The organism is Pseudomonas tructae (genome assembly GCF_004214895.1).
Lineage (GTDB): Bacteria > Pseudomonadota > Gammaproteobacteria > Pseudomonadales > Pseudomonadaceae > Aquipseudomonas > Aquipseudomonas tructae.
On the sequence record NZ_CP035952.1, the window covers coordinates 2,011,954 to 2,030,083 of the forward strand.

Here is an 18,130-nt window from a genome sequence, read left to right on the forward strand (position 1 = left end):
CGCGTTCCGCGCTGAACGCGTTAAAGACTGCTTGGAGGTCTAATTGAACAAAGACATGAAAATCCTCATCGTGGACGACTTCTCGACGATGCGGCGGATCATCAAGAACCTGTTGCGTGATCTGGGCTTTACCAACACCCAGGAAGCCGACGACGGCAACACTGCGCTGCCGATGCTCGAAAGCGGCCACTTCGATTTTCTGGTGACCGACTGGAACATGCCTGGCATGTCCGGCATCGACCTGCTGCGCAAGGTACGGGCTGATGAGCGCCTGAAACACCTGCCGGTGCTGATGGTGACCGCCGAAGCCAAGCGCGAGCAGATCATCGAAGCCGCCCAGGCCGGAGTCAACGGCTATGTGGTCAAGCCGTTCACTGCCCAGGTGCTGAAAGAAAAAATCGAAAAAATCTTCGAGCGCGTCAATAGCTGAGGTACGCCACGGGGGCGCTATGGAGCAAACACAATCATCCTTGGGCGAGTTCGAGTCGACACTCAAGAAGCACGCCAAGGAACTGGTCGACAGCCTTGAGAAAGGCAAGTTCGGCGACGCGGTGCAACTGATCCATCAGCTGAACCAGACCCGTGACCTAGGCCTGTACCAGGAAGTCGGCAAACTTACCCGCGAGTTGCACAGTGCGATCGTCAGCTTCCAGATCGACCCGCACATGCCGCAGGCCGAGGAAGTGTCGCAGATTACCGACGCGACCGAACGCCTGTCCTATGTGGTCAAGCTGACCGAGGGCGCGGCCAATCGCACCATGGACCTGGTCGAAGCCAGTACACCGGTTCTCAACGCGTTGAGCGACGAAGCCAGGGAACTGAGCGTCGACTGGCAGCGTTTCATGCGCCGCGAAGTGGCGGCGCCGGAGTTCCGTGAGTTGGCCAAGCGTGTCGACAGTTTCCTGACGCGCAGCGAGGAAGGCAACCGCAAGGTCGCCGGGCACCTCAATGACATTCTTCTGGCCCAGGACTACCAAGACCTGACCGGCCAGGTGATCAAGCGCGTCACGACGCTGGTCACCGAAGTAGAAAGCAATCTGCTCAAGCTCGTGCTGATGGCAAGCCAGGTCGACCGTTTTGCCGGTATCGAACATGACCACCAGCAGCTGCGCGCTGAAAAAGATCAAGAAAAACATCCGACTCGGGGTGAAGGTCCGCAGATTCATGCCGATAAGCGTGAAGACGTTGTGTCCGGTCAGGACGATGTCGACGATCTGCTGTCCAGTCTGGGTTTTTAGGGAGCACGTTTAATGAGCTTCGGCGCCGATGAAGAAATCCTTCAGGATTTCCTGGTAGAAGCCGGCGAAATTCTTGAGCAACTGTCCGAGCAACTGGTCGAGCTGGAAAGCCGTCCGGATGATGCCGATTTGCTCAATGCGATCTTTCGCGGTTTTCACACTGTAAAAGGGGGCGCCGGCTTCCTCCAGCTCAACGAGCTGGTGGAGTGCTGCCATATCGCCGAAAACGTCTTCGACATCCTGCGCAAGGGTGCCCGGCGCGTTGATGCCGAACTGATGGACGTGGTCCTGGAAGCACTGGACACGGTCAACAGCATGTTCGGCCAGGTGCGCGAGCGTTCTGATATCACTGCGGCCACTCCTGAGCTGCTGGCGGCGCTGTCGCGCCTGGCAGAGCCTGCCGGAGAAGACGAAGCGCCTGCGCCTGAGCCTGAAGTGCTCGAAGCGCCTGCGGTCGAGGCCGAAGCCGACATCACCGACACCGAGTTCGAGCAGTTGCTCGACTCGCTCAGTGCCGTCAAGGCTGAGGCCGAAGCCCAAGTGGCCGAGCCTGCTGGCGATGAAATCACCGATGCCGAGTTCGAGTCGCTGCTTGACCAGTTGCACGGCAAGGGTCAGTTTGCCGCCGATAACCTTGGCGCCAGCGCCGAGGCCCCGGTTGCGGGAGCTGCAGCGGGCGACGCCAGCGGCGATATCACCGACGACGAATTCGAGGCGCTGCTCGATCAGTTGCACGGCAAGGGTACCTTTGCCGTCGATGCACTGCCGGGCGCCGCTGCTACCGGGGAAGACGCCGCGCCTGCTGCGCAGGGCGATCATATTTCCGAGCACGAGTTCGAAGCGCTGCTCGACGAGTTGCATGGCAAGGGCAAGTTTGCTGCTGACGCCGTCGCCACTGCTGCGCCTGCTGCTGCAGCGGTCAAGGCCAAGCCTGCGCCTGCGCCGGCACCTGTGGCCAAAGCTGCAGCGCCTGCTGCTGCCGCGCCGGCAGTGGCCGCCAAGCCCGCCGCGCCAGCCCCGGCGCGTCAACCTGCGGCGGCGGCAGAAAAGCACCCGGCCAGCGAAACCGAAACCACCGTACGGGTCGATACCGCGCGGCTCGATGAGATCATGAACATGGTCGGCGAGCTGGTGCTGGTGCGTAACCGTCTGGTGCGCCTGGGCCTGAACAGCGGCGATGAGGCCATGTCCAAGGCCGTGTCGAACCTCGACGTGGTCACTGCCGACCTGCAGACCGCGGTCATGAAGACCCGCATGCAGCCGATCAAGAAGGTTTTCGGGCGCTTCCCGCGTCTGGTTCGCGACCTTGCCCGGCAACTGAAGAAAGAGATCAACCTGGAGCTGGTCGGGGAAGAAACCGACCTCGACAAGAACCTCGTCGAGGCTCTGGCCGACCCGCTGGTGCACTTGGTGCGCAACGCCGTCGACCATGGCGTCGAAACCCCGGAAGAGCGTGAAGCTTCGGGCAAGTCCCGCGGCGGCAAGGTAGTGCTCTCGGCCGAACAGGAAGGCGACCACATCCTGCTGTCGATTTCCGATGACGGCAAGGGCATGGATGCTGACGTGCTGCGCGCCATCGCGGTCAAGCGCGGGGTGATGGACAAGGACGCTGCCGACCGCCTGAGCGAGACCGAGTGCTACAACCTGATCTTCGCCCCGGGTTTCTCGACCAAGACCGAGATCTCCGACGTGTCCGGGCGTGGCGTGGGCATGGACGTGGTGAAAACCAAGATTTCCCAGCTCAACGGCTCGATCAATATCTACTCGACCAAGGGCCTGGGCTCGAAGATCGTCATCAAGGTGCCATTGACCCTGGCGATCATGCCGACGCTGATGGTCATGCTCGGTAACCAGGCGTTCGCCTTCCCGCTGGTCAACGTCAACGAGATCTTCCACCTCGACTTGTCGCGCACCAACGTGGTCGACGGCCAGGAAGTGGTGATCGTGCGTGATAAAGCCTTGCCGCTTTTCTACCTCAAGCGCTGGCTGGTCAGTTCTGCCGCTCATGAAGAGCAGCGCGAGGGCCACGTGGTGATCCTTTCGGTGGGTACCCAGCGTATCGGCTTCGTCGTCGATCAACTGGTGGGCCAGGAAGAAGTGGTCATCAAGCCGCTGGGCAAGATGCTCCAGGGCACCCCGGGCATGTCGGGCGCCACCATTACCGGTGACGGGCGCATTGCGCTGATTCTCGACGTACCGAGCATGCTCAAGCGTTACGCCGCCCGGCGTATTTGATTCTGGTGGCGCGGCGTACAAGCCGCGCCCCCTAATGGAGTGTTTATGGCAGTCAAGGTCCTGGTGGTGGATGATTCCGGTTTCTTCCGCCGCCGCGTCTCGGAAATTCTTTCAGCGGACCCGACTATCCAGGTCGTGGGTACCGCGACCAACGGCAAGGAAGCGATCGACCAGGCACTGTCGCTCAAGCCCGATGTCATCACCATGGACTACGAAATGCCCATGATGGATGGTATCACCGCTGTGCGTCACATCATGCAGCGTTGCCCGACCCCGGTGTTGATGTTCTCGTCGCTGACCCACGAAGGCGCCCGGGTTACCCTCGACGCCCTGGATGCCGGTGCGGTGGACTACCTGCCGAAGAACTTCGAAGACATCTCGCGCAACCCTGAGAAGGTCAAGCAACTGCTGTGTGAAAAGGTCCATACCATTTCGCGCAGCAACCGACGCTTCAGCGCTTACTCAAGCCCGGCGCCAGCCCCGACCCCGCAACCGAGCGCTCAGCCAGTCGCCAGCAGCCTGGGCAACACGCCTGCGCCACGGGCCGCGGCGCCTGCGCGCGCAACGGCAACGCCTGCGTCCAGCACGTCGCCTGCACCCAAGCGCAAGCCGTACAAGCTGGTGGCCATTGGCACCTCTACCGGCGGCCCGGTTGCCCTGCAGCGGGTCCTGACCCAGTTGCCGGCCAATTTCCCGGCGCCGATCGTGCTGATCCAGCACATGCCAGCGGCGTTCACCAAGGCCTTTGCCGAACGCCTCGACAAGCTGTGCAAGATCAGCGTCAAGGAAGCCGAGGATGGCGACATGCTGCGCCCTGGTCTTGCCTTGCTGGCCCCGGGTGGCAAGCAGATGATGGTCGACGGCCGTGGCACGGTGAAAATCCTCCCGGGGGACGAGCGCCTGAACTACAAGCCGTGCGTGGACATCACTTTCGGTTCTGCGGCCAAGTCCTATGGTGACAAGGTGCTCTCGGTGGTACTGACCGGCATGGGTGCTGATGGTCGTGAAGGTGCGCGCCTGCTCAAGCAGGGCGGCAGCACGGTGTGGGCCCAGGATGAGGCCAGCTGTGTGATCTACGGCATGCCCATGGCCATCGTCAAAGCCAACCTGGCAGACGCCGTCTATGGCCTGGACGAGATTGGCAAGCACCTGGTCGAGGCCTGCGTCTGATGGATGTTCTGAGCCTTATCGGGATCATCCTGGCCTTTGTTGCCATCGTCGGTGGCAACTACCTCGAAGGCGGGCACCTGTCGGCGCTGCTCAACGGCCCGGCAGCGTTGATCGTGCTGGGCGGCACCCTGGCGGCGGCCTTGCTGCAGTCGCCGATGAGCGCTTTCAAGCGCGCGCTGCAGATCGTGCGCTGGATTATCTTCCCGCCACGGATCGACCTGGCCGGTGGTATCGACCGGGTGGTGAACTGGTCGCTGACCGCGCGCAAGGAAGGCCTGCTGGGCCTGGAAGGCGTAGCCGATGCCGAGCCGGACCCGTACGCGCGCAAAGGTTTGCAGTTGCTGGTCGACGGTGCCGAGCCCGAGGCGATCCGCAGCATCCTGGAAGTGGATTTCTACACCCAGGAAAGTCGCGATGTGCAGGCTGCCAAGGTGTTCGAGAGCATGGGCGGCTACGCGCCGACCATCGGTATCATCGGGGCGGTGATGGGCCTGATTCATGTCATGGGCAATCTGGCCGATCCGTCGCAGTTGGGTAACGGCATTGCCGTGGCCTTCGTCGCCACCATCTATGGCGTGGCCAGTGCCAACCTGATCCTGCTGCCGATCGCCAACAAGCTCAAGGCTCTGGCCTTGCGCCAGTCGCGCTACCGGGAAATGCTCCTGGAAGGGTTGCTGTCGATCGCCGAAGGCGAGAACCCGCGCTCGATCGAGCTGAAGCTTCAGGGCTTCATGGAGTAACACATGGCGCGTCGTCGACAACCTGAAGAACATGAAAACCACGAACGCTGGCTGGTTTCCTACGCCGACTTCATTACCTTGCTGTTCGCCTTTTTCGTGGTCATGTATTCGATTTCCTCGATCAACGAGGGCAAGTACAAGGTCATTTCCCAGGCCCTGATCGGCGTGTTCAACGACCCTGAGCGCAGCCTGAAGCCGATCCCCATCGGCGACGAGCGCCCGCTCAGCGTCAAGCCGGCCGAGCCGTTGATCAAGGACAGTGAGCAGGTGGACGCAGGCCTGGCGCAAACCACCAGCGACCCGTTGAAGACCATTACCGATGATGTGCGCGATGCCTTCGGCGACCTGATCAAGTCCGACCAGATGACTGTGCGCGGCAACGAGCTATGGGTCGAGATCGAGCTCAATTCCTCGCTACTGTTCGGCAGTGGCGATGCCATGCCCAGCGATGTCGCATTCAACATCATCGAAAAGGTGGCGAAGATCCTCAAGCCATTCGCCAACCCGGTGCACGTTGAAGGCTTTACTGATGATCTGCCAATTCGCACCGCGCAGTACCCGACCAACTGGGAACTCTCTTCGGCGCGAGCGGCAAGCATCGTCCGCCTGCTGGCCATGGAAGGGGTGAACCCGGCGCGCATGGCGTCGGTTGGCTACGGTGAGTTCCAGCCCATTGCCGGCAATGACACGGCCGAGGGTCGCGCACGCAACCGACGGGTGGTGCTGGTGATTTCGCGCAACCTCGAAGTACGCCGCAGCCTGACCGGTACCGGCAGCGCCAACGCCTCGCCAGACGCGGCGATGAAGCGGGCTGGCACACAAACTGCACCGGCTGCGGTAGCACCGACGGTGGGCGACAATCGCGTCAAATCCCCGTCACCGACCCTTTAACCTATCCCGGCTGGGCAGGCTGCCGTACCGGGAGGAAGCAACGCAATGAGAGTCTGGGCAGTAGCCAATCAAAAAGGTGGAGTCGGCAAGACCACCACGTCCATCGCCCTGGCCGGCCTGCTGGCCGAGGCGGGCAAGCGCGTGGTGGTCGTCGACCTCGATCCGCACGGGTCGATGACCAGCTATTTCGGGCACAACCCCGATGCGCTGGAGCACAGCTGCTACGACCTGTTCCTGCACAAGGGCACGGTACCTGAAGGCTTGCCCGGGCAATTGCTGCAGCCGACCAGTGACGAGAATATCTCGCTGTTGCCGTCGAGTACCGCGCTGGCAGTGCTCGAGCGCCAGTCGCCGGGCCAGAGTGGCCTGGGCCTGGTGATCGCCAAGTCTCTGGCGCAGCTGTGGCAGGATTTCGACTACGCCATTATCGATAGCCCGCCATTGCTCGGCGTGCTGATGGTCAATGCCCTGGCGGCCAGCCAGCAACTGGTGATCCCGGTGCAGACCGAGTACCTGGCGGTCAAAGGCCTGGAACGCATGGTCAGCACCCTGGCGATGGTCAACCGTTCGCGCAAGCACTCCCTGCCTTATCATATCGTGCCGACTTTGTTCGACCGCCGCACCCAGGCATCGATGGGCACCTTGAGGGTGCTGCGCGACGCCTATCCTGAACATATCTGGCAAGGCTACATTCCGGTCGACACGCGCCTGCGCGATGCCAGCCGGGCCGGGCTGACGCCGTCTCAGTTCGATGGCAAAAGCCGCGGCGTGGTGGCCTATCGGGCCTTGCTCAAGCACCTGCTGACGCAGAACCTCGCCTTGCAGGTGGCCTGATGAATCGCCCTCAACAGTTGGCCAGCCGGCCACAACTGGCCCTGCAGAGCTACCTCGATGGCTTGCTCCAGGAGGCGACTGAAGAACCCGAGGAAGTGCTCGACGCAGCGTCGACGGTATCGGTCGAGCCCGACGAGTTCCAGGCGGCGGTGCGTGAAGAACAGGCGCGTGATGCCCAGGTTGCCGCTCAGGCGGTGGTCAAGGCTGAACCGCTACCCTTTGCCGAGCCGGTACGACCGGTGCTGGCGCTGACCTTGCCGCCGGTGGTCGAGCCTGTAATCCAGGCCCCGGAGCCTGTGATCGAGCCTGTGCACAGCGCGCCTGTCGAGCCATTGGTGCAAGTGCACCTGCCGCCGGCACCCAACCAGCCGGTGCCACCGGCCACCGTCGACGGTCGCCCGGCCTGGGCTGGCGAGCCCTTCGAATGCCTGCTGTTTGACGTCGCCGGGCTGACCCTGGCCGTGCCGTTGGTATGCCTGGGTTCTATCTACCCGTTGGCGGGGCATGAGCTAACGCCACTGTTCGGCCAGCCGGACTGGTTTCTGGGCATCCTGCCGAGCCAGGGCGGCAACCTCAAGGTGCTGGACACTGCCCGCTGGGTGATGCCCGACCGTTACCGGGACGATTTCCGCCAGGGATTGCAGTACGTGATTTCGGTCCAGGGCTACGAATGGGGGCTGGCGGTGCATCAGGTCAGCCGCTCGCTGCGCCTGGACCCCAACGAGATCAAGTGGCGCAGTCAGCGTGGCCAGCGGCCATGGCTGGCCGGCACCGTTATCGAACACATGTGCGCATTGCTCGATGTCGCCGAACTGGCCGAGTTGATCGCCAGCGGTGCGGTCAAGCAACTGCACGACACTCATAAATAATCGGCCGCATCTGCCGCGACCGCACTGAGCACACCGCCGATGGCGGATTTTGAGGGATAGGGGAATGAAAAAATCGTCTGCACAAGGTTCCGAAGATCCGATCCTGCAGTGGGTGACCTTCAAGCTGGACAACGAGTCCTACGGCATCAACGTAATGCAGGTGCAGGAAGTCCTGCGCTACACCGAGATCGCGCCGGTTCCGGGGGCCCCCAGCTACGTGCTGGGCATCATCAACCTGCGCGGTAACGTGGTCACCGTGATCGACACCCGCCAGCGCTTCGGCCTGCTGTCGAGCGAGATCACCGACAACACCCGTATCGTCATCATCGAGGCCGACAAGCAAGTGGTCGGCATCCTGGTCGACAGCGTTGCTGAAGTGGTTTACCTGCGCCAGTCGGAAATCGAGACCGCGCCGAATGTCGGCAACGAGGAATCGGCCAAGTTCATCCAAGGCGTGTGCAACAAGAACAACGAACTGCTGATCCTGGTCGAGCTGGACAAGATGATGACCGAGGAAGAGTGGTCCGAGCTGGAGAACATCTGAGTTGATCCTTGAGGTTGCAGTCATATTTCTGGCGCTGCTGTGGGCGGTCAGCCTGTGGTTTTTTCTGAACTACAGCAAGCGCCAGCGAGAGCTGGCCGCGCAACAGGCCCAGGGCGATGCCGTGCGTGACCAGCGCATCAAGGATTTGGGCAAGCGCCTGGACGACTACCAGAACGGCAGTGTGCGCATGGGCGAAGCCCTGCACGAGCTGCGTGCGGTGGTCGCGCCCTTGCCGGACAAACTCCTGCAGTTGGAGCAGCGTGACCCCAACAGCCTGTCGTTCGCACAAGCGGCGCGGCTGGTGGGCATGGGTGCCAGTGTCGATGAGCTGACTCAGTCCTGTGGTTTGACCCAGGCCGAGGCGGAGTTGATGAGCAAGTTGCACCGTAGCTGACATCGATCGCGGGGCAAGCCCGCTCCTACAGGCGTTGTAGGAGCGGGCTTGCCCCGCGATGCTTTTCAGGCCCCGGGCAATCTCAGGTCGCTGGGCGTGATATCGCGTTCCTGCGGCCCCTTATCGTCAAACCCGACCGGTACCTTGCCCTTGAGCTGCCAGGCAAAGGCAATGATTTCGGCGATGGTCAGGTACAGGGCCTCGGGAATCTGGTCGCCCAACTCCATGCGCGCCAGCAGGCGCACCAGTTCGGCGTTCTCGTAGATCGGTACTTCGTGCTCGCGGGCGATCTTCAGGATGGCCTCGGCCAGCTCGTCATCGCCCTTGGCACTTAAGGTCGGTGCCTGCTGACCATCATAGGTCAGGGCAATGGCCTGGCGCGGATGCTTGTCGATCATGGGTTTTCATCCACCCTGTGGGAGCGGGCTTGCCCCGCGATGAGGCCAGTACAGTCAATACAGCAGGTGTTGTCTGAATAGCGACCGCTGCGCGCTCGATCGCGGGGCAAGGCCCGCTCCCACCGGTTACAGACCGTTCTCTGTTGACTGATCATGCTTGTTCATCCACCCAGCGCTGTTCCAGGTGCGTACGCGGTCCCTGAGGCGGTGTGCCGTGATGGCAGTGCAATTCAGTGACATTCAGGCCGCGTGCGATCAGACGCTCGCGCAGGTGACCCAGCTGGCTTTCGATGAGTTGCGCGGTGCTGGGTAGCTCGGCCCACAGCTGGCTCGACAGGCTGCCCTGGCTGATCTGCGCCTGCACCTGCAAAGGCCCCAACGGATGCAGGTCGAAGGCCAGTTCGATGCGCCAGAGCATTTCCAGCGGATCGCGACGTTCGCGCTCCGGGTCGCTTTGCTGCTCCGGGGTTTCCTCGCGCTGCAGCTTCATCTGCAGCGGCATGAAATCCTGGCCGGTGCGCAAAGGAATCTCCAGTTGCCAGGTGGTCTGCAGGTTACCGTCGGCGCTGGTGCCGGTCTTTTCCAGGCTCGCTAACTGATGGCTTTGCAGGCGCGAAATGGCCGCAGCGGCCAGGCGCAACAAATGCTCCAGGTCGCCTTCGCCGTCCTGGCTCTGCAATAGCCGCGAGGGCAGGGGAAAGCCGCCGGGCTGGGGCCGCGGGCTGACCTGGCCGAGCATACCCAGGGCATTGCGGACCATGCCGGGCATGACCTGAGCCAGGGTGCTGGCGGCCGCCGCCGGGTTGAAGGTGCTGTTGGCAGGCAACCCCGGCAGCAGTTGTGCCACCAGGCGCACCACCTGGGCCTTGAGGTCGGGGGCCAGTGCCGCAGGCAGACCGGCCAGCAATTTGGCCTCAAGAAACACGCCGCTATTGTTCAGGGCCTGGGCCAGGCCCTTGGGGTCGCTGAGCTGGCGCACATCCGGCAGGCTGGTCAACAGCTTGTCTACCGTGGCGCGCAGCTCGGCGGGCTGATTGCTGTCGCTGCGCACCTGTTGCAAGGCACTGAGCAAGCCCTGCAGGGATGCCTGGCGACTCTGCTGGGTGCTCAACTGCTGGCTGATCGCCAACTGCTCCTGGCGCCCGCTCAGTGGCACAAAGCGTAAAGATTGATCACCCTGTACCCGCGCGCTGAGCAGGCTGCCCACCGTAAGCGGGCGCGGGCTGTCGATGGCCAGGGTGGTGCCGGCCTGGGGGCCGCCAAGCAGTGTCACCAGCGAGCGGAACTGGGCCAGTTGGCCGGCCGTTTGCGGCAGCGCCTGGCTGGTGACGACCTTGCCCTGCAGCAAGGTGCCCACTGGCAGTTGGCGAGTGTCGATACGGGTCAGGGTAGCCACGCTGCTGGCGATGGCCTGCTGCACGGTGATGGTCAGGTTGGCGCTGCTGCTCTGGCTCACCGCCAGCTGGCTGCCTTGGGCCAGGGGCAGGGGGCTGCTGGCCTGGACGTTGGTCTGTTTGCCATTGTCCTGGGTCAACTTGAGCAGCATCTGGAAATCCTGGCCGACCTGACGCAGGGCCATGACCTCGGCCTTGGCGGTTTCACCCGGGGCCAGCAACGCCTGTTGCGGTTGCAGCAGGCGCAGCAGTTCGCCGGTCATCGCCGAGCGCAATTGCGGGTTGGCCGGGATCTGTGGGCCGAGGTTGTTGATTTCGCCTGTCATCCGCTCGCAACCTGTTGAAATAGCCCTCTTTGCAGTAGGACATCACATGTATAATGCCGCCCGATCTTTGGCGATCAGCGCGGCCGGGCCACATCGTCGTTGCCAGTATAACGGCAAGGCCGGGACCGACTTGAGACAGGCATCCCAAGCATAAGGCGAAACCGTGACCCCTCATCTCCAAGCCGTGGGCCTGGCCTGCGAGCGCGACTGGCGAATGCTCTTCGAAAACCTCGAGTTGCACCTGGGTGCAGGCGACATGCTGCAGGTCAGTGGCCCCAACGGCAGCGGCAAAACCAGCTTGCTGCGCCTGCTGGCCGGCCTCATGAGCCCCACCGCCGGGCAGATTATGCTCAACGGCAATCCCTTGGTCGAGCAGCGTAACCAATTGGCCCGGATCCTCCTGTGGATCGGCCACGCCGCCGGTATCAAGGACTTGCTCAGCCCCGAAGAAAACCTGGCCTGGCTCTGCGCCCTGCATCGCCCGGCCGAGCCGGCGGCGATCCGCAAGGCTCTGGAAGCGGTGGGGTTGCGCGGTTTCGAAGATGTTCCCTGTCATACCCTGTCCGCCGGCCAGCAGCGCCGCGTCGCCCTGGCCCGGCTGTACCTGGACAGCCCGCCGCTGTGGATCCTCGACGAGCCTTTCACGGCCCTCGACAAGCAAGGCGTAGCTCAGCTCGAAGCACACCTGGCCGGCCATTGCGAGCGCGGCGGCATGGTCGTGCTGACCACCCACCATACGCTGGAGCGCAAGCCGTCCGGTTACCGTGAAATCAACCTGGGGCAGTGGGCCGCATGAGTGTGTTTGTGCTGTTGTTGCGTCGCGAGGCGCGCCTGTTGTGCCGGCGTCCGGCGGAGCTTGCCAACCCGCTGGTGTTCTTCGCCATCGTTGTCGCGCTGTTCCCGTTGGCGGTGGGGCCCGAGACTCAATTGTTGCAAACCTTGTCCCCAGGGTTGGTCTGGGTCGCCGCGCTTTTATCGGTTCTGCTCCCGCTGGACGGGCTTTTCCGCAGTGATTTCGAGGATGGATCGCTCGAGCAGTGGGTCCTTTCGTCGCACCCCCTGCCACTTCTGGTATTGGCAAAAGTGCTGGCACACTGGGCCTTTTCCGGCCTGGCACTGGTATTGTTGGCACCCTTGCTGGCGCTGATGCTGGGCCTGCCTGCGGCGTGCCTGCCGGTACTGGTGGCATCGCTTTTGCTCGGTACTCCGGTATTGAGCCTGTTGGGCGCGGTGGGTGCGGCCCTGACAGTCGGCTTGAAACGTGGCGGCCTGCTGCTGGCGCTACTTATTTTGCCGTTATATATCCCGGTATTGATCCTGGGCAGTGGCGCCTTGCAGGCGGCATTGCAAGCTATGCCGGCGACCGGTTATCTGCTCTGGCTTGGCAGCCTGACCGCCTTGGCAGTAACTCTGGCACCCTTTGCAATAGCGGCTGGCCTGAAGATCAGCGTCGGCGAATAATGAGGTCTGGGCACAGCCCAGCAAAGACCCTGGATGTACCGTGATGAAAAGCAGCGCAATCAGCTGGACGTGGTTTCACAAGCTGGGTTCACCCAAATGGTTCTATTCCATCAGCGGGCGCATGCTGCCCTGGCTGGCGATCTCTGCCGTGCTGCTGATCGCCATCGGCGTGGTCTGGGGCTTGGCCTTCGCGCCCCAGGATTACCAGCAAGGTAACAGTTTCAGGATCATCTACATCCATGTGCCGGCGGCGATGCTCGCCCAATCCTGCTATGTGATGCTGGCGGTGGCCGGGGTGGTGGGGCTGGTGTGGAAGATGAAGATCGCCGACGTCGCCCTGCAATGCGCAGCGCCCATTGGTGCCTGGATGACCGCCGTGGCGTTGGTCACCGGGGCCATCTGGGGCAAGCCGACCTGGGGCAGTTGGTGGGTCTGGGATGCTCGGCTGACGTCGATGCTGATCCTGCTGTTCCTCTACTTCGGCCTCATTGCCCTGGGTCAGGCGATCAGCAATCGCGAGAGCGCGGCCAAGGCCTGCGCGGTGCTGGCTATCGTCGGGGTGATCAACATCCCGATCATCAAGTATTCGGTGGAGTGGTGGAACACCCTGCACCAGGGCGCCACCTTCACCCTCACCGAAAAGCCGGCGATGCCTGCCGAAATGTGGCTGCCGCTGCTGCTGACAGTGCTGGGCTTCTACTGCTTCTTCGGTGCGGTGCTGTTGCTGCGCATGCGCCTTGAAGTGCTCAAGCGCGAGGCACGCGCCAGTTGGGTCAAGGAAGAGGTATTGAACAGCCTGGGTCGGGAGATGGCACGATGAGCTTTGCCTCCTTCAGTGATTTTCTCGCCATGGGCCATCACGGCCTGTACGTCTGGTCTGCCTACGGCATCTGCCTGCTGGTGCTGGCCTTCAACGTCGCCGCGCCCGTGCGCGCCAAGCGCCGTTACCTGCAAGAACAGGCGCGCCGTCTGCGCCGGGAGAACAAACCGTGAATCCGCAGCGTAAAAAACGTCTGTTCATCATCCTCGGCCTGCTGGCCGGGATTGGCATTGCCGTGGGCCTGGCCCTGAGCGCCTTGCAACAGAACATCAATCTGTTCTACACCCCAACCCAGATCGCCAATGGCGAGGCGCCGCTGGACACCCGCATCCGCGCCGGCGGCATGGTCGAGAAAGGCTCGCTGCAACGCTCCGGCGACTCGCTGGACGTGCGTTTCGTGGTGACCGACTTCAACAAGTCGGTGCCGATCACCTACCGTGGCATCCTCCCGGACCTGTTCCGCGAAGGGCAGGGCATCGTCGCCCTGGGCAAGCTCAATGCCGAAGGCGTGGTGGTAGCCGATGAAGTGCTGGCCAAGCACGACGAGAAGTACATGCCGCCGGAGGTCACCAAGGCCCTCAAGGAAAGCGGCCAGCTCGCCACCGATGCCGGAGCCAAGCCATGAATGCGGCGCTGATCATTCCCGAACTGGGCCAGCTGGCGATGATCCTGGCGATCTGTTTCGCCTGTGTCCAGGCCACCGTCCCGCTGCTCGGTGCCTGGCGCGGCGATAGCCTGTGGATGAGCCTGGCGCGCCCGGCGGCCTGGGGCCAGTTCGCCTTCCTGGCGTTCGCCTTCGCCTGCCTGACCCACGCCTTCATGAGCGACAACTTCTCGGTTGCCTATGTCGCCAACAACTCCAACAGCGCCTTGCCCTGGTACTTCAAGTTCAGCGCCGTGTGGGGCGCCCACGAAGGCTCGCTGCTGCTCTGGGCGATGATCCTCGGCGGCTGGACCTTCGCCGTGTCGATCTTCTCCCGGCAATTGCCGCAGGTGATGCTGGCGCGGGTGCTGGCGGTAATGGGCATGATCAGTGTCGGCTTCCTGTCGTTCCTGATCATCACCTCCAACCCGTTCAAACGCTTGTTGCCGCAAGTGCCGAGCGATGGCGCCGACCTCAACCCGTTGCTGCAGGACATTGGCCTGATCGTCCACCCGCCGATGCTGTACATGGGCTACGTGGGCTTCTCGGTGGCCTTTGCTTTTGCCATTGCCGCCTTGCTCGGCGGCCGTCTGGACGCCGCCTGGGCCCGCTGGTCACGGCCGTGGACCATCGTCGCCTGGGCCTTCCTCGGCATTGGTATCACCCTGGGTTCCTGGTGGGCCTATTACGAACTGGGCTGGGGGGGCTGGTGGTTCTGGGACCCGGTCGAGAACGCTTCGTTCATGCCCTGGCTGGTCGGTACCGCGCTGATTCACTCGTTGGCGGTCACCGAGAAGCGTGGCGTGTTCAAGAGCTGGACGGTGCTGCTGGCGATTGCCGCCTTCTCCCTGAGCTTGCTGGGGACCTTCCTGGTGCGCTCCGGGGTACTGACCTCGGTGCATGCTTTTGCCTCGGACCCCGAGCGCGGCATCTTCATCCTGATCTTTCTGCTGTTCGTGGTCGGTGGTTCGCTGACCCTGTTCGCCTTGCGCGCACCGGTGGTCAAGAGCCAGGTCGGCTTTGCCCTGTGGTCGCGCGAAACCCTGCTGCTGGCCAACAACCTGGTGCTGGTGGTAGCGGCGTCGATGATCCTGCTCGGTACCTTGTACCCGCTGATCCTCGATGCCCTGACCGGGGCCAAGCTGTCGGTCGGCCCGCCGTACTTCGACGCGTTGTTCATTCCGTTGATGGCGCTGCTGATGGTGGTCATGGCGGTGGGCGTGCTCGTGCGCTGGAAAGACACCCCGAGCAAATGGCTATTGGGCATGCTCACCCCGGTGCTGATCGGCAGTGCCGTGCTGGCGCCGATCGGCGGCCTGCTGGTGGATGATTTCGACTGGCAGGTGCTGACCACCTTCGCCCTGGCCGCCTGGATCATCCTCGCCGGTGCCCGCGACATCCTCGACAAGACTCGCCACAAAGGTCTGTTCAAGGGCCTGCGTGGCCTGAGCCGCAGCTACTGGGGCATGCATGTCGCGCACCTGGGCATGGCGGTGTGCGCCCTGGGTGTGGTGCTGTCGAGCAACAACAGTGCCGAGCGCGACCTGCGCCTGGCGCCGGGCGAGTCGGTGGAGCTGGCCGGTTATCAGTTCATCTTCGAAGGCGCCAAGCATTTCGAAGGGCCGAACTTCACTTCCGACAAGGGCACCGTGCGGGTGGTCGAGAACGGCCGCGAGATCAGCGTGCTGCACCCGGAAAAACGCCTGTACACCGTGCAGCAGTCGATGATGACCGAAGCCGGTATCGATGCCGGCTTCACCCGTGACCTCTATGTCGCCCTCGGCGAGCCGCTGGATAACGGCGCCTGGGCGGTGCGGGTGCACGTCAAGCCATTCGTACGCTGGATCTGGCTAGGCGGTTTGTTGACCGGCCTAGGCGGCTTGCTGGCGGCATTGGACGGGCGCTATCGAGTCAAGGTGAAAACCCGTGTGCGTGAGGCACTGGGCATGTCTGGAGCAACTGCATGAAGCGTTGGATCATGGTACTGCCGCTGGCGGTGTTTCTGCTGGTGGCGGTGTTTCTCTACCGCGGCCTGTTTCTCGACCCGAGCGAGTTGCCGTCGGCAATGATCGGCAAGCCGTTCCCGGCCTTTGCCCTGCAGTCTGTCGACGGCAAGCCGCTGACCGAGGCTGACCTGCTCGGCAAACCGGCGCTGGTCAATGTCTGGGCCACCTGGTGCCCGTCGTGCAAGGTCGAGCACCCGTACCTGAACAAGCTGGCCGAGCAGGGCGTGGTGATCCACGGGGTCAACTACAAGGACGACAACGCCGCAGCGCTGAAATGGCTGGCCGAGTTCCACAACCCCTACCAGCTCGACATCCGCGACGAGCAGGGCAGCCTGGGCCTGGACCTGGGCGTGTACGGCGCGCCGGAAACCTTCCTGATCGACGCCAAGGGCATCATCCGCTACAAGCACGTCGGTGTCGTCGACGCCACCGTCTGGCGCGAGCAACTGGCGCCGCAGTACCAGGGCCTGGTCGATGAGGCCAAGCCATGAAGCGCTGGCTGGCAGCCGCCGTGCTCGGCCTGAGCCTGGCCGGAGTGACCCAGGCGGCGATCGATACCTATCAGTTTGCCGATGAAGCCGAGCGTGCGCGTTACCACGAACTGACCAAGGAGCTGCGCTGCCCCAAGTGCCAGAACCAGGACATCGCCGACTCCAACGCACCGATCGCCGCCGACCTGCGCCGGGAAATCTTCCGTATGCTCGGCGAAGGCAAGAGCAATCAGCAGATCATCGACTTCATGGTTGATCGCTACGGTGACTTCGTGCGTTACAAGCCGGCCCTGAGTGCCCGCACCTGGTTGCTGTGGTTCGGCCCGGGGGCGTTGCTGCTGGGGGGCTTTACCGTGCTTGCCCTGATCGTGCGCAAGCGCCGTGGCCAGGCTGCTGCAGGTTCTGCCGACCTTTCCGCCGAGGAGCGTGAGCGCCTCGCCAAATTGCTGGACAAAGAACAGACCCATGACTGATTTCTGGCTTGCTGCAGGCCTGCTGTTGCTGGTGGCCCTGAGCTTTTTGCTGATCCCGGTGTTGCGCGGCCGTCGTGCGCAACAGGAAGAAGACCGCACCGCCCTCAACGTTGCCCTGTATCAGGAACGCGTGGCCGAGCTGGCTGCCCAGCAGGCGGCCGGGGTGCTCGATGCCGAGCAGTTCGGCAAGGGCCGCGACGAGGCCGCCCGCGAGCTGCTGGCCGATACCGAGGGCGCCGAACCGCAACGCCTGGGCCGCCTGGGCAAACCGTTGCCATTGCTGGCGGCGGTGCTGGTGCCGCTGATGGGCCTGGGCCTGTACCTGCACTTTGGCGCCAGCGAGCAGGTCGAGCTGACCCAGCAATTTGCCAAGGCGCCGCAGTCCATGGAAGAAATGACCCGCCGCCTGGAGTTGGCGGTGCAGGCCCAGCCGGATTCGGCCGAAGGCCTGTACTTCCTCGGTCGTGCCTACATGGCCCAGGAGCGTCCCGCCGATGCCGCCAAGGTCTTCGAACGTGCCGTGGCGGTTGCCGGGCGTGAGCCGGAGCTGCTCGGGCAATGGGCCCAGGCGGTGTATTTTGCCAACAACAAGCAGTGGAATGCCCAGACCCAGGCCCTGACCGACGAAGCACTCAAGGCCGACGCGAACGAAGTCACCAGCCTCGGCCTGCTCGGCATCGCTGCTTTTGAGTCCGAGCACTACCAGCAAGCCATCGACTACTGGAACCGCCTGTTGACTCAACTGCCAGAAGGCGATGCTTCGCGGGCAGCGCTGCAAGGCGGCATCGATCGGGCCAGCGAGAAGCTCAAGGCCGGCGAAGGCAAAGTTGCACCAGCGCTTGCCGAGCAGACCAAGGCACGCTTGACGGTGCGGGTGGAACTGGCGGCGGCGCTCAAGGACAAGGTCAAGGCCGATGACACCGTGTTCATCTTCGCCCGGGCAAGTTCCGGCCCGCCGATGCCACTGGCAGCCAAGCGGGTCACTGTGGCCCAGCTGCCGATCGAGGTCGAGCTGAGCGACAGCGACGCGATGATGCCGAACATGAAACTGTCGAGCTTCCCTGAAGTCCAACTGGTTGCGCGTATCTCTCGCGCTGGCCAGCCGACCCAGGGCGAATGGATTGGCAAGGGTGCTCCGCTGGCCAGCAGCACTACCGCTGCGCAACACCTGACCATCGACAGCCCGGACCAGTAAGAGAGCGC

The 18,130-nt window shown here is 63.2% G+C and carries 21 protein-coding genes; 19 read left to right on the top strand and 2 right to left on the bottom strand.

The window, feature by feature from the left end; genetic code table 11:
* Window positions 1-55 precede the first annotated feature (55 nt).
* The 10 genes from EXN22_RS09315 (at window position 56) to EXN22_RS09360 (ending at window position 8,915) form a co-directional block, all read left to right on the top strand.
* Window positions 56-430, top strand: a complete 375-nt coding sequence (locus EXN22_RS09315; protein ID WP_036990294.1) for a chemotaxis response regulator CheY — start codon at window positions 56-58, stop codon at window positions 428-430.
* 19 nt (window positions 431-449) lie between these two features.
* The gene (locus EXN22_RS09320; RefSeq protein WP_130263781.1) at window positions 450-1,238 is read left to right on the top strand and encodes a protein phosphatase CheZ; all 789 of its coding nucleotides are present in this window, start codon (window positions 450-452) and stop codon (window positions 1,236-1,238) included.
* Between the two features lie 12 nt (window positions 1,239-1,250).
* Window positions 1,251-3,473: a chemotaxis protein CheA gene (locus EXN22_RS09325; RefSeq protein ID WP_130263782.1), complete on the top strand. Its 2,223-nt coding sequence runs from the start codon at window positions 1,251-1,253 to the stop codon at window positions 3,471-3,473.
* Window positions 3,474-3,518: 45 nt separating this feature from the next.
* Window positions 3,519-4,643: a protein-glutamate methylesterase/protein-glutamine glutaminase gene (locus EXN22_RS09330; protein WP_130263783.1), complete on the top strand. Its 1,125-nt coding sequence runs from the start codon at window positions 3,519-3,521 to the stop codon at window positions 4,641-4,643.
* Window positions 4,643-5,383 (top strand): flagellar motor protein, encoded by a 741-nt coding sequence (locus EXN22_RS09335; protein ID WP_130263784.1) that lies wholly within the window; start codon window positions 4,643-4,645, stop codon window positions 5,381-5,383. The genes EXN22_RS09330 and EXN22_RS09335 overlap by 1 nt, the downstream gene beginning before the upstream one ends.
* 3 nt (window positions 5,384-5,386) lie before the next feature.
* Complete coding sequence (motD, locus tag EXN22_RS09340) at window positions 5,387-6,274, top strand: flagellar motor protein MotD (RefSeq protein WP_130263785.1); 888 nt, start codon at window positions 5,387-5,389, stop codon at window positions 6,272-6,274.
* Window positions 6,275-6,319: 45 nt separating this feature from the next.
* A complete protein-coding gene (locus EXN22_RS09345; protein WP_130263786.1) occupies window positions 6,320-7,108 on the top strand; it encodes a ParA family protein in 789 nt (262 codons plus the stop codon).
* The gene (locus EXN22_RS09350) at window positions 7,108-7,977 is read left to right on the top strand and encodes a CheW domain-containing protein (protein WP_130263787.1); all 870 of its coding nucleotides are present in this window, start codon (window positions 7,108-7,110) and stop codon (window positions 7,975-7,977) included. Before EXN22_RS09345 ends, EXN22_RS09350 begins: the two co-directional genes overlap by 1 nt.
* Before the next feature lie 64 nt (window positions 7,978-8,041).
* Window positions 8,042-8,521 carry a chemotaxis protein CheW gene (locus EXN22_RS09355; RefSeq protein ID WP_010225041.1) on the top strand — a complete coding sequence of 160 codons (480 nt, stop codon included), beginning with the start codon at window positions 8,042-8,044 and terminating at the stop codon, window positions 8,519-8,521.
* 1 nt (window position 8,522) lies between these two features.
* On the top strand, window positions 8,523-8,915 hold the full coding sequence (locus tag EXN22_RS09360; protein WP_010225042.1) for a DUF2802 domain-containing protein: 393 nt from the start codon (window positions 8,523-8,525) through the stop codon (window positions 8,913-8,915).
* 65 nt (window positions 8,916-8,980) lie between these two features.
* On the opposite strand, the gene EXN22_RS09365 is transcribed toward EXN22_RS09360, so the two are convergent.
* Window positions 8,981-9,313: an EscU/YscU/HrcU family type III secretion system export apparatus switch protein gene (locus tag EXN22_RS09365; protein ID WP_130263788.1), complete on the bottom strand. Its 333-nt coding sequence runs from the start codon at window positions 9,311-9,313 to the stop codon at window positions 8,981-8,983.
* A 151-nt stretch (window positions 9,314-9,464) separates the two neighbouring features.
* On the bottom strand, window positions 9,465-11,033 hold the full coding sequence (gene fliK, locus EXN22_RS09370; RefSeq protein ID WP_130263789.1) for a flagellar hook-length control protein FliK: 1,569 nt from the start codon (window positions 11,031-11,033) through the stop codon (window positions 9,465-9,467).
* Between the two features lie 214 nt (window positions 11,034-11,247).
* Here fliK and ccmA point away from each other — a divergent pair, with 214 nt between their 5' ends.
* Genes ccmA through ccmI form a run of 9 tightly spaced genes read left to right on the top strand, consistent with a single transcriptional unit; the run spans window position 11,248 to window position 18,122 of the window.
* Window positions 11,248-11,829: a cytochrome c biogenesis heme-transporting ATPase CcmA gene (ccmA, locus tag EXN22_RS09375; RefSeq protein WP_233281724.1), complete on the top strand. Its 582-nt coding sequence runs from the start codon at window positions 11,248-11,250 to the stop codon at window positions 11,827-11,829.
* Window positions 11,826-12,494 (top strand): heme exporter protein CcmB, encoded by a 669-nt coding sequence (gene ccmB, locus EXN22_RS09380; protein ID WP_130263791.1) that lies wholly within the window; start codon window positions 11,826-11,828, stop codon window positions 12,492-12,494. Before ccmA ends, ccmB begins: the two co-directional genes overlap by 4 nt.
* Before the next feature lie 43 nt (window positions 12,495-12,537).
* Entirely contained in the window at window positions 12,538-13,314 is a 777-nt protein-coding gene (locus EXN22_RS09385; protein WP_130263792.1) for a heme ABC transporter permease, read from the top strand.
* Complete coding sequence (ccmD, locus tag EXN22_RS09390; protein WP_123568063.1) at window positions 13,311-13,487, top strand: heme exporter protein CcmD; 177 nt, start codon at window positions 13,311-13,313, stop codon at window positions 13,485-13,487. The genes EXN22_RS09385 and ccmD overlap by 4 nt, the downstream gene beginning before the upstream one ends.
* Window positions 13,484-13,939, top strand: a complete 456-nt coding sequence (ccmE, locus tag EXN22_RS09395) for a cytochrome c maturation protein CcmE (RefSeq protein WP_130263793.1) — start codon at window positions 13,484-13,486, stop codon at window positions 13,937-13,939. Before ccmD ends, ccmE begins: the two co-directional genes overlap by 4 nt.
* A gap of 11 nt (window positions 13,940-13,950) precedes the next feature.
* The gene (locus EXN22_RS09400; RefSeq protein WP_177414068.1) at window positions 13,951-15,924 is read left to right on the top strand and encodes a heme lyase CcmF/NrfE family subunit; all 1,974 of its coding nucleotides are present in this window, start codon (window positions 13,951-13,953) and stop codon (window positions 15,922-15,924) included.
* Window positions 15,921-16,454 carry a DsbE family thiol:disulfide interchange protein gene (locus tag EXN22_RS09405; RefSeq protein ID WP_130263795.1) on the top strand — a complete coding sequence of 178 codons (534 nt, stop codon included), beginning with the start codon at window positions 15,921-15,923 and terminating at the stop codon, window positions 16,452-16,454. Before EXN22_RS09400 ends, EXN22_RS09405 begins: the two co-directional genes overlap by 4 nt.
* Window positions 16,451-16,927: a cytochrome c-type biogenesis protein gene (locus tag EXN22_RS09410; protein ID WP_130263796.1), complete on the top strand. Its 477-nt coding sequence runs from the start codon at window positions 16,451-16,453 to the stop codon at window positions 16,925-16,927. Before EXN22_RS09405 ends, EXN22_RS09410 begins: the two co-directional genes overlap by 4 nt.
* Window positions 16,920-18,122 carry a c-type cytochrome biogenesis protein CcmI gene (gene ccmI / locus EXN22_RS09415; RefSeq protein ID WP_130263797.1) on the top strand — a complete coding sequence of 401 codons (1,203 nt, stop codon included), beginning with the start codon at window positions 16,920-16,922 and terminating at the stop codon, window positions 18,120-18,122. Before EXN22_RS09410 ends, ccmI begins: the two co-directional genes overlap by 8 nt.
* Window positions 18,123-18,130 lie beyond the last annotated feature (8 nt).

Bases quoted from the DNA above. Each gene is read 5' to 3' on its own strand.
- EXN22_RS09315 (WP_036990294.1), top strand. From the start codon at position 56: ATGAAAATCCTCATCGTGGACGACTTCTCGACGATGCGGCGGATCATC.
- EXN22_RS09320 (WP_130263781.1), top strand. From the start codon at position 450: ATGGAGCAAACACAATCATCCTTGGGCGAGTTCGAGTCGACACTCAAG.
- EXN22_RS09325 (WP_130263782.1), top strand. From the start codon at position 1,251: ATGAGCTTCGGCGCCGATGAAGAAATCCTTCAGGATTTCCTGGTAGAA.
- EXN22_RS09330 (WP_130263783.1), top strand. From the start codon at position 3,519: ATGGCAGTCAAGGTCCTGGTGGTGGATGATTCCGGTTTCTTCCGCCGC.
- EXN22_RS09335 (WP_130263784.1), top strand. From the start codon at position 4,643: ATGGATGTTCTGAGCCTTATCGGGATCATCCTGGCCTTTGTTGCCATC.
- motD (WP_130263785.1), top strand. From the start codon at position 5,387: ATGGCGCGTCGTCGACAACCTGAAGAACATGAAAACCACGAACGCTGG.
- EXN22_RS09345 (WP_130263786.1), top strand. From the start codon at position 6,320: ATGAGAGTCTGGGCAGTAGCCAATCAAAAAGGTGGAGTCGGCAAGACC.
- EXN22_RS09350 (WP_130263787.1), top strand. From the start codon at position 7,108: ATGAATCGCCCTCAACAGTTGGCCAGCCGGCCACAACTGGCCCTGCAG.
- EXN22_RS09355 (WP_010225041.1), top strand. From the start codon at position 8,042: ATGAAAAAATCGTCTGCACAAGGTTCCGAAGATCCGATCCTGCAGTGG.
- EXN22_RS09365 (WP_130263788.1), bottom strand. From the start codon at position 9,313: ATGATCGACAAGCATCCGCGCCAGGCCATTGCCCTGACCTATGATGGT.
- fliK (WP_130263789.1), bottom strand. From the start codon at position 11,033: ATGACAGGCGAAATCAACAACCTCGGCCCACAGATCCCGGCCAACCCG.
- ccmA (WP_233281724.1), top strand. From the start codon at position 11,248: ATGCTCTTCGAAAACCTCGAGTTGCACCTGGGTGCAGGCGACATGCTG.
- ccmB (WP_130263791.1), top strand. From the start codon at position 11,826: ATGAGTGTGTTTGTGCTGTTGTTGCGTCGCGAGGCGCGCCTGTTGTGC.
- EXN22_RS09385 (WP_130263792.1), top strand. From the start codon at position 12,538: ATGAAAAGCAGCGCAATCAGCTGGACGTGGTTTCACAAGCTGGGTTCA.
- ccmD (WP_123568063.1), top strand. From the start codon at position 13,311: ATGAGCTTTGCCTCCTTCAGTGATTTTCTCGCCATGGGCCATCACGGC.
- EXN22_RS09405 (WP_130263795.1), top strand. From the start codon at position 15,921: ATGAAGCGTTGGATCATGGTACTGCCGCTGGCGGTGTTTCTGCTGGTG.
- EXN22_RS09410 (WP_130263796.1), top strand. From the start codon at position 16,451: ATGAAGCGCTGGCTGGCAGCCGCCGTGCTCGGCCTGAGCCTGGCCGGA.
- ccmI (WP_130263797.1), top strand. From the start codon at position 16,920: ATGACTGATTTCTGGCTTGCTGCAGGCCTGCTGTTGCTGGTGGCCCTG.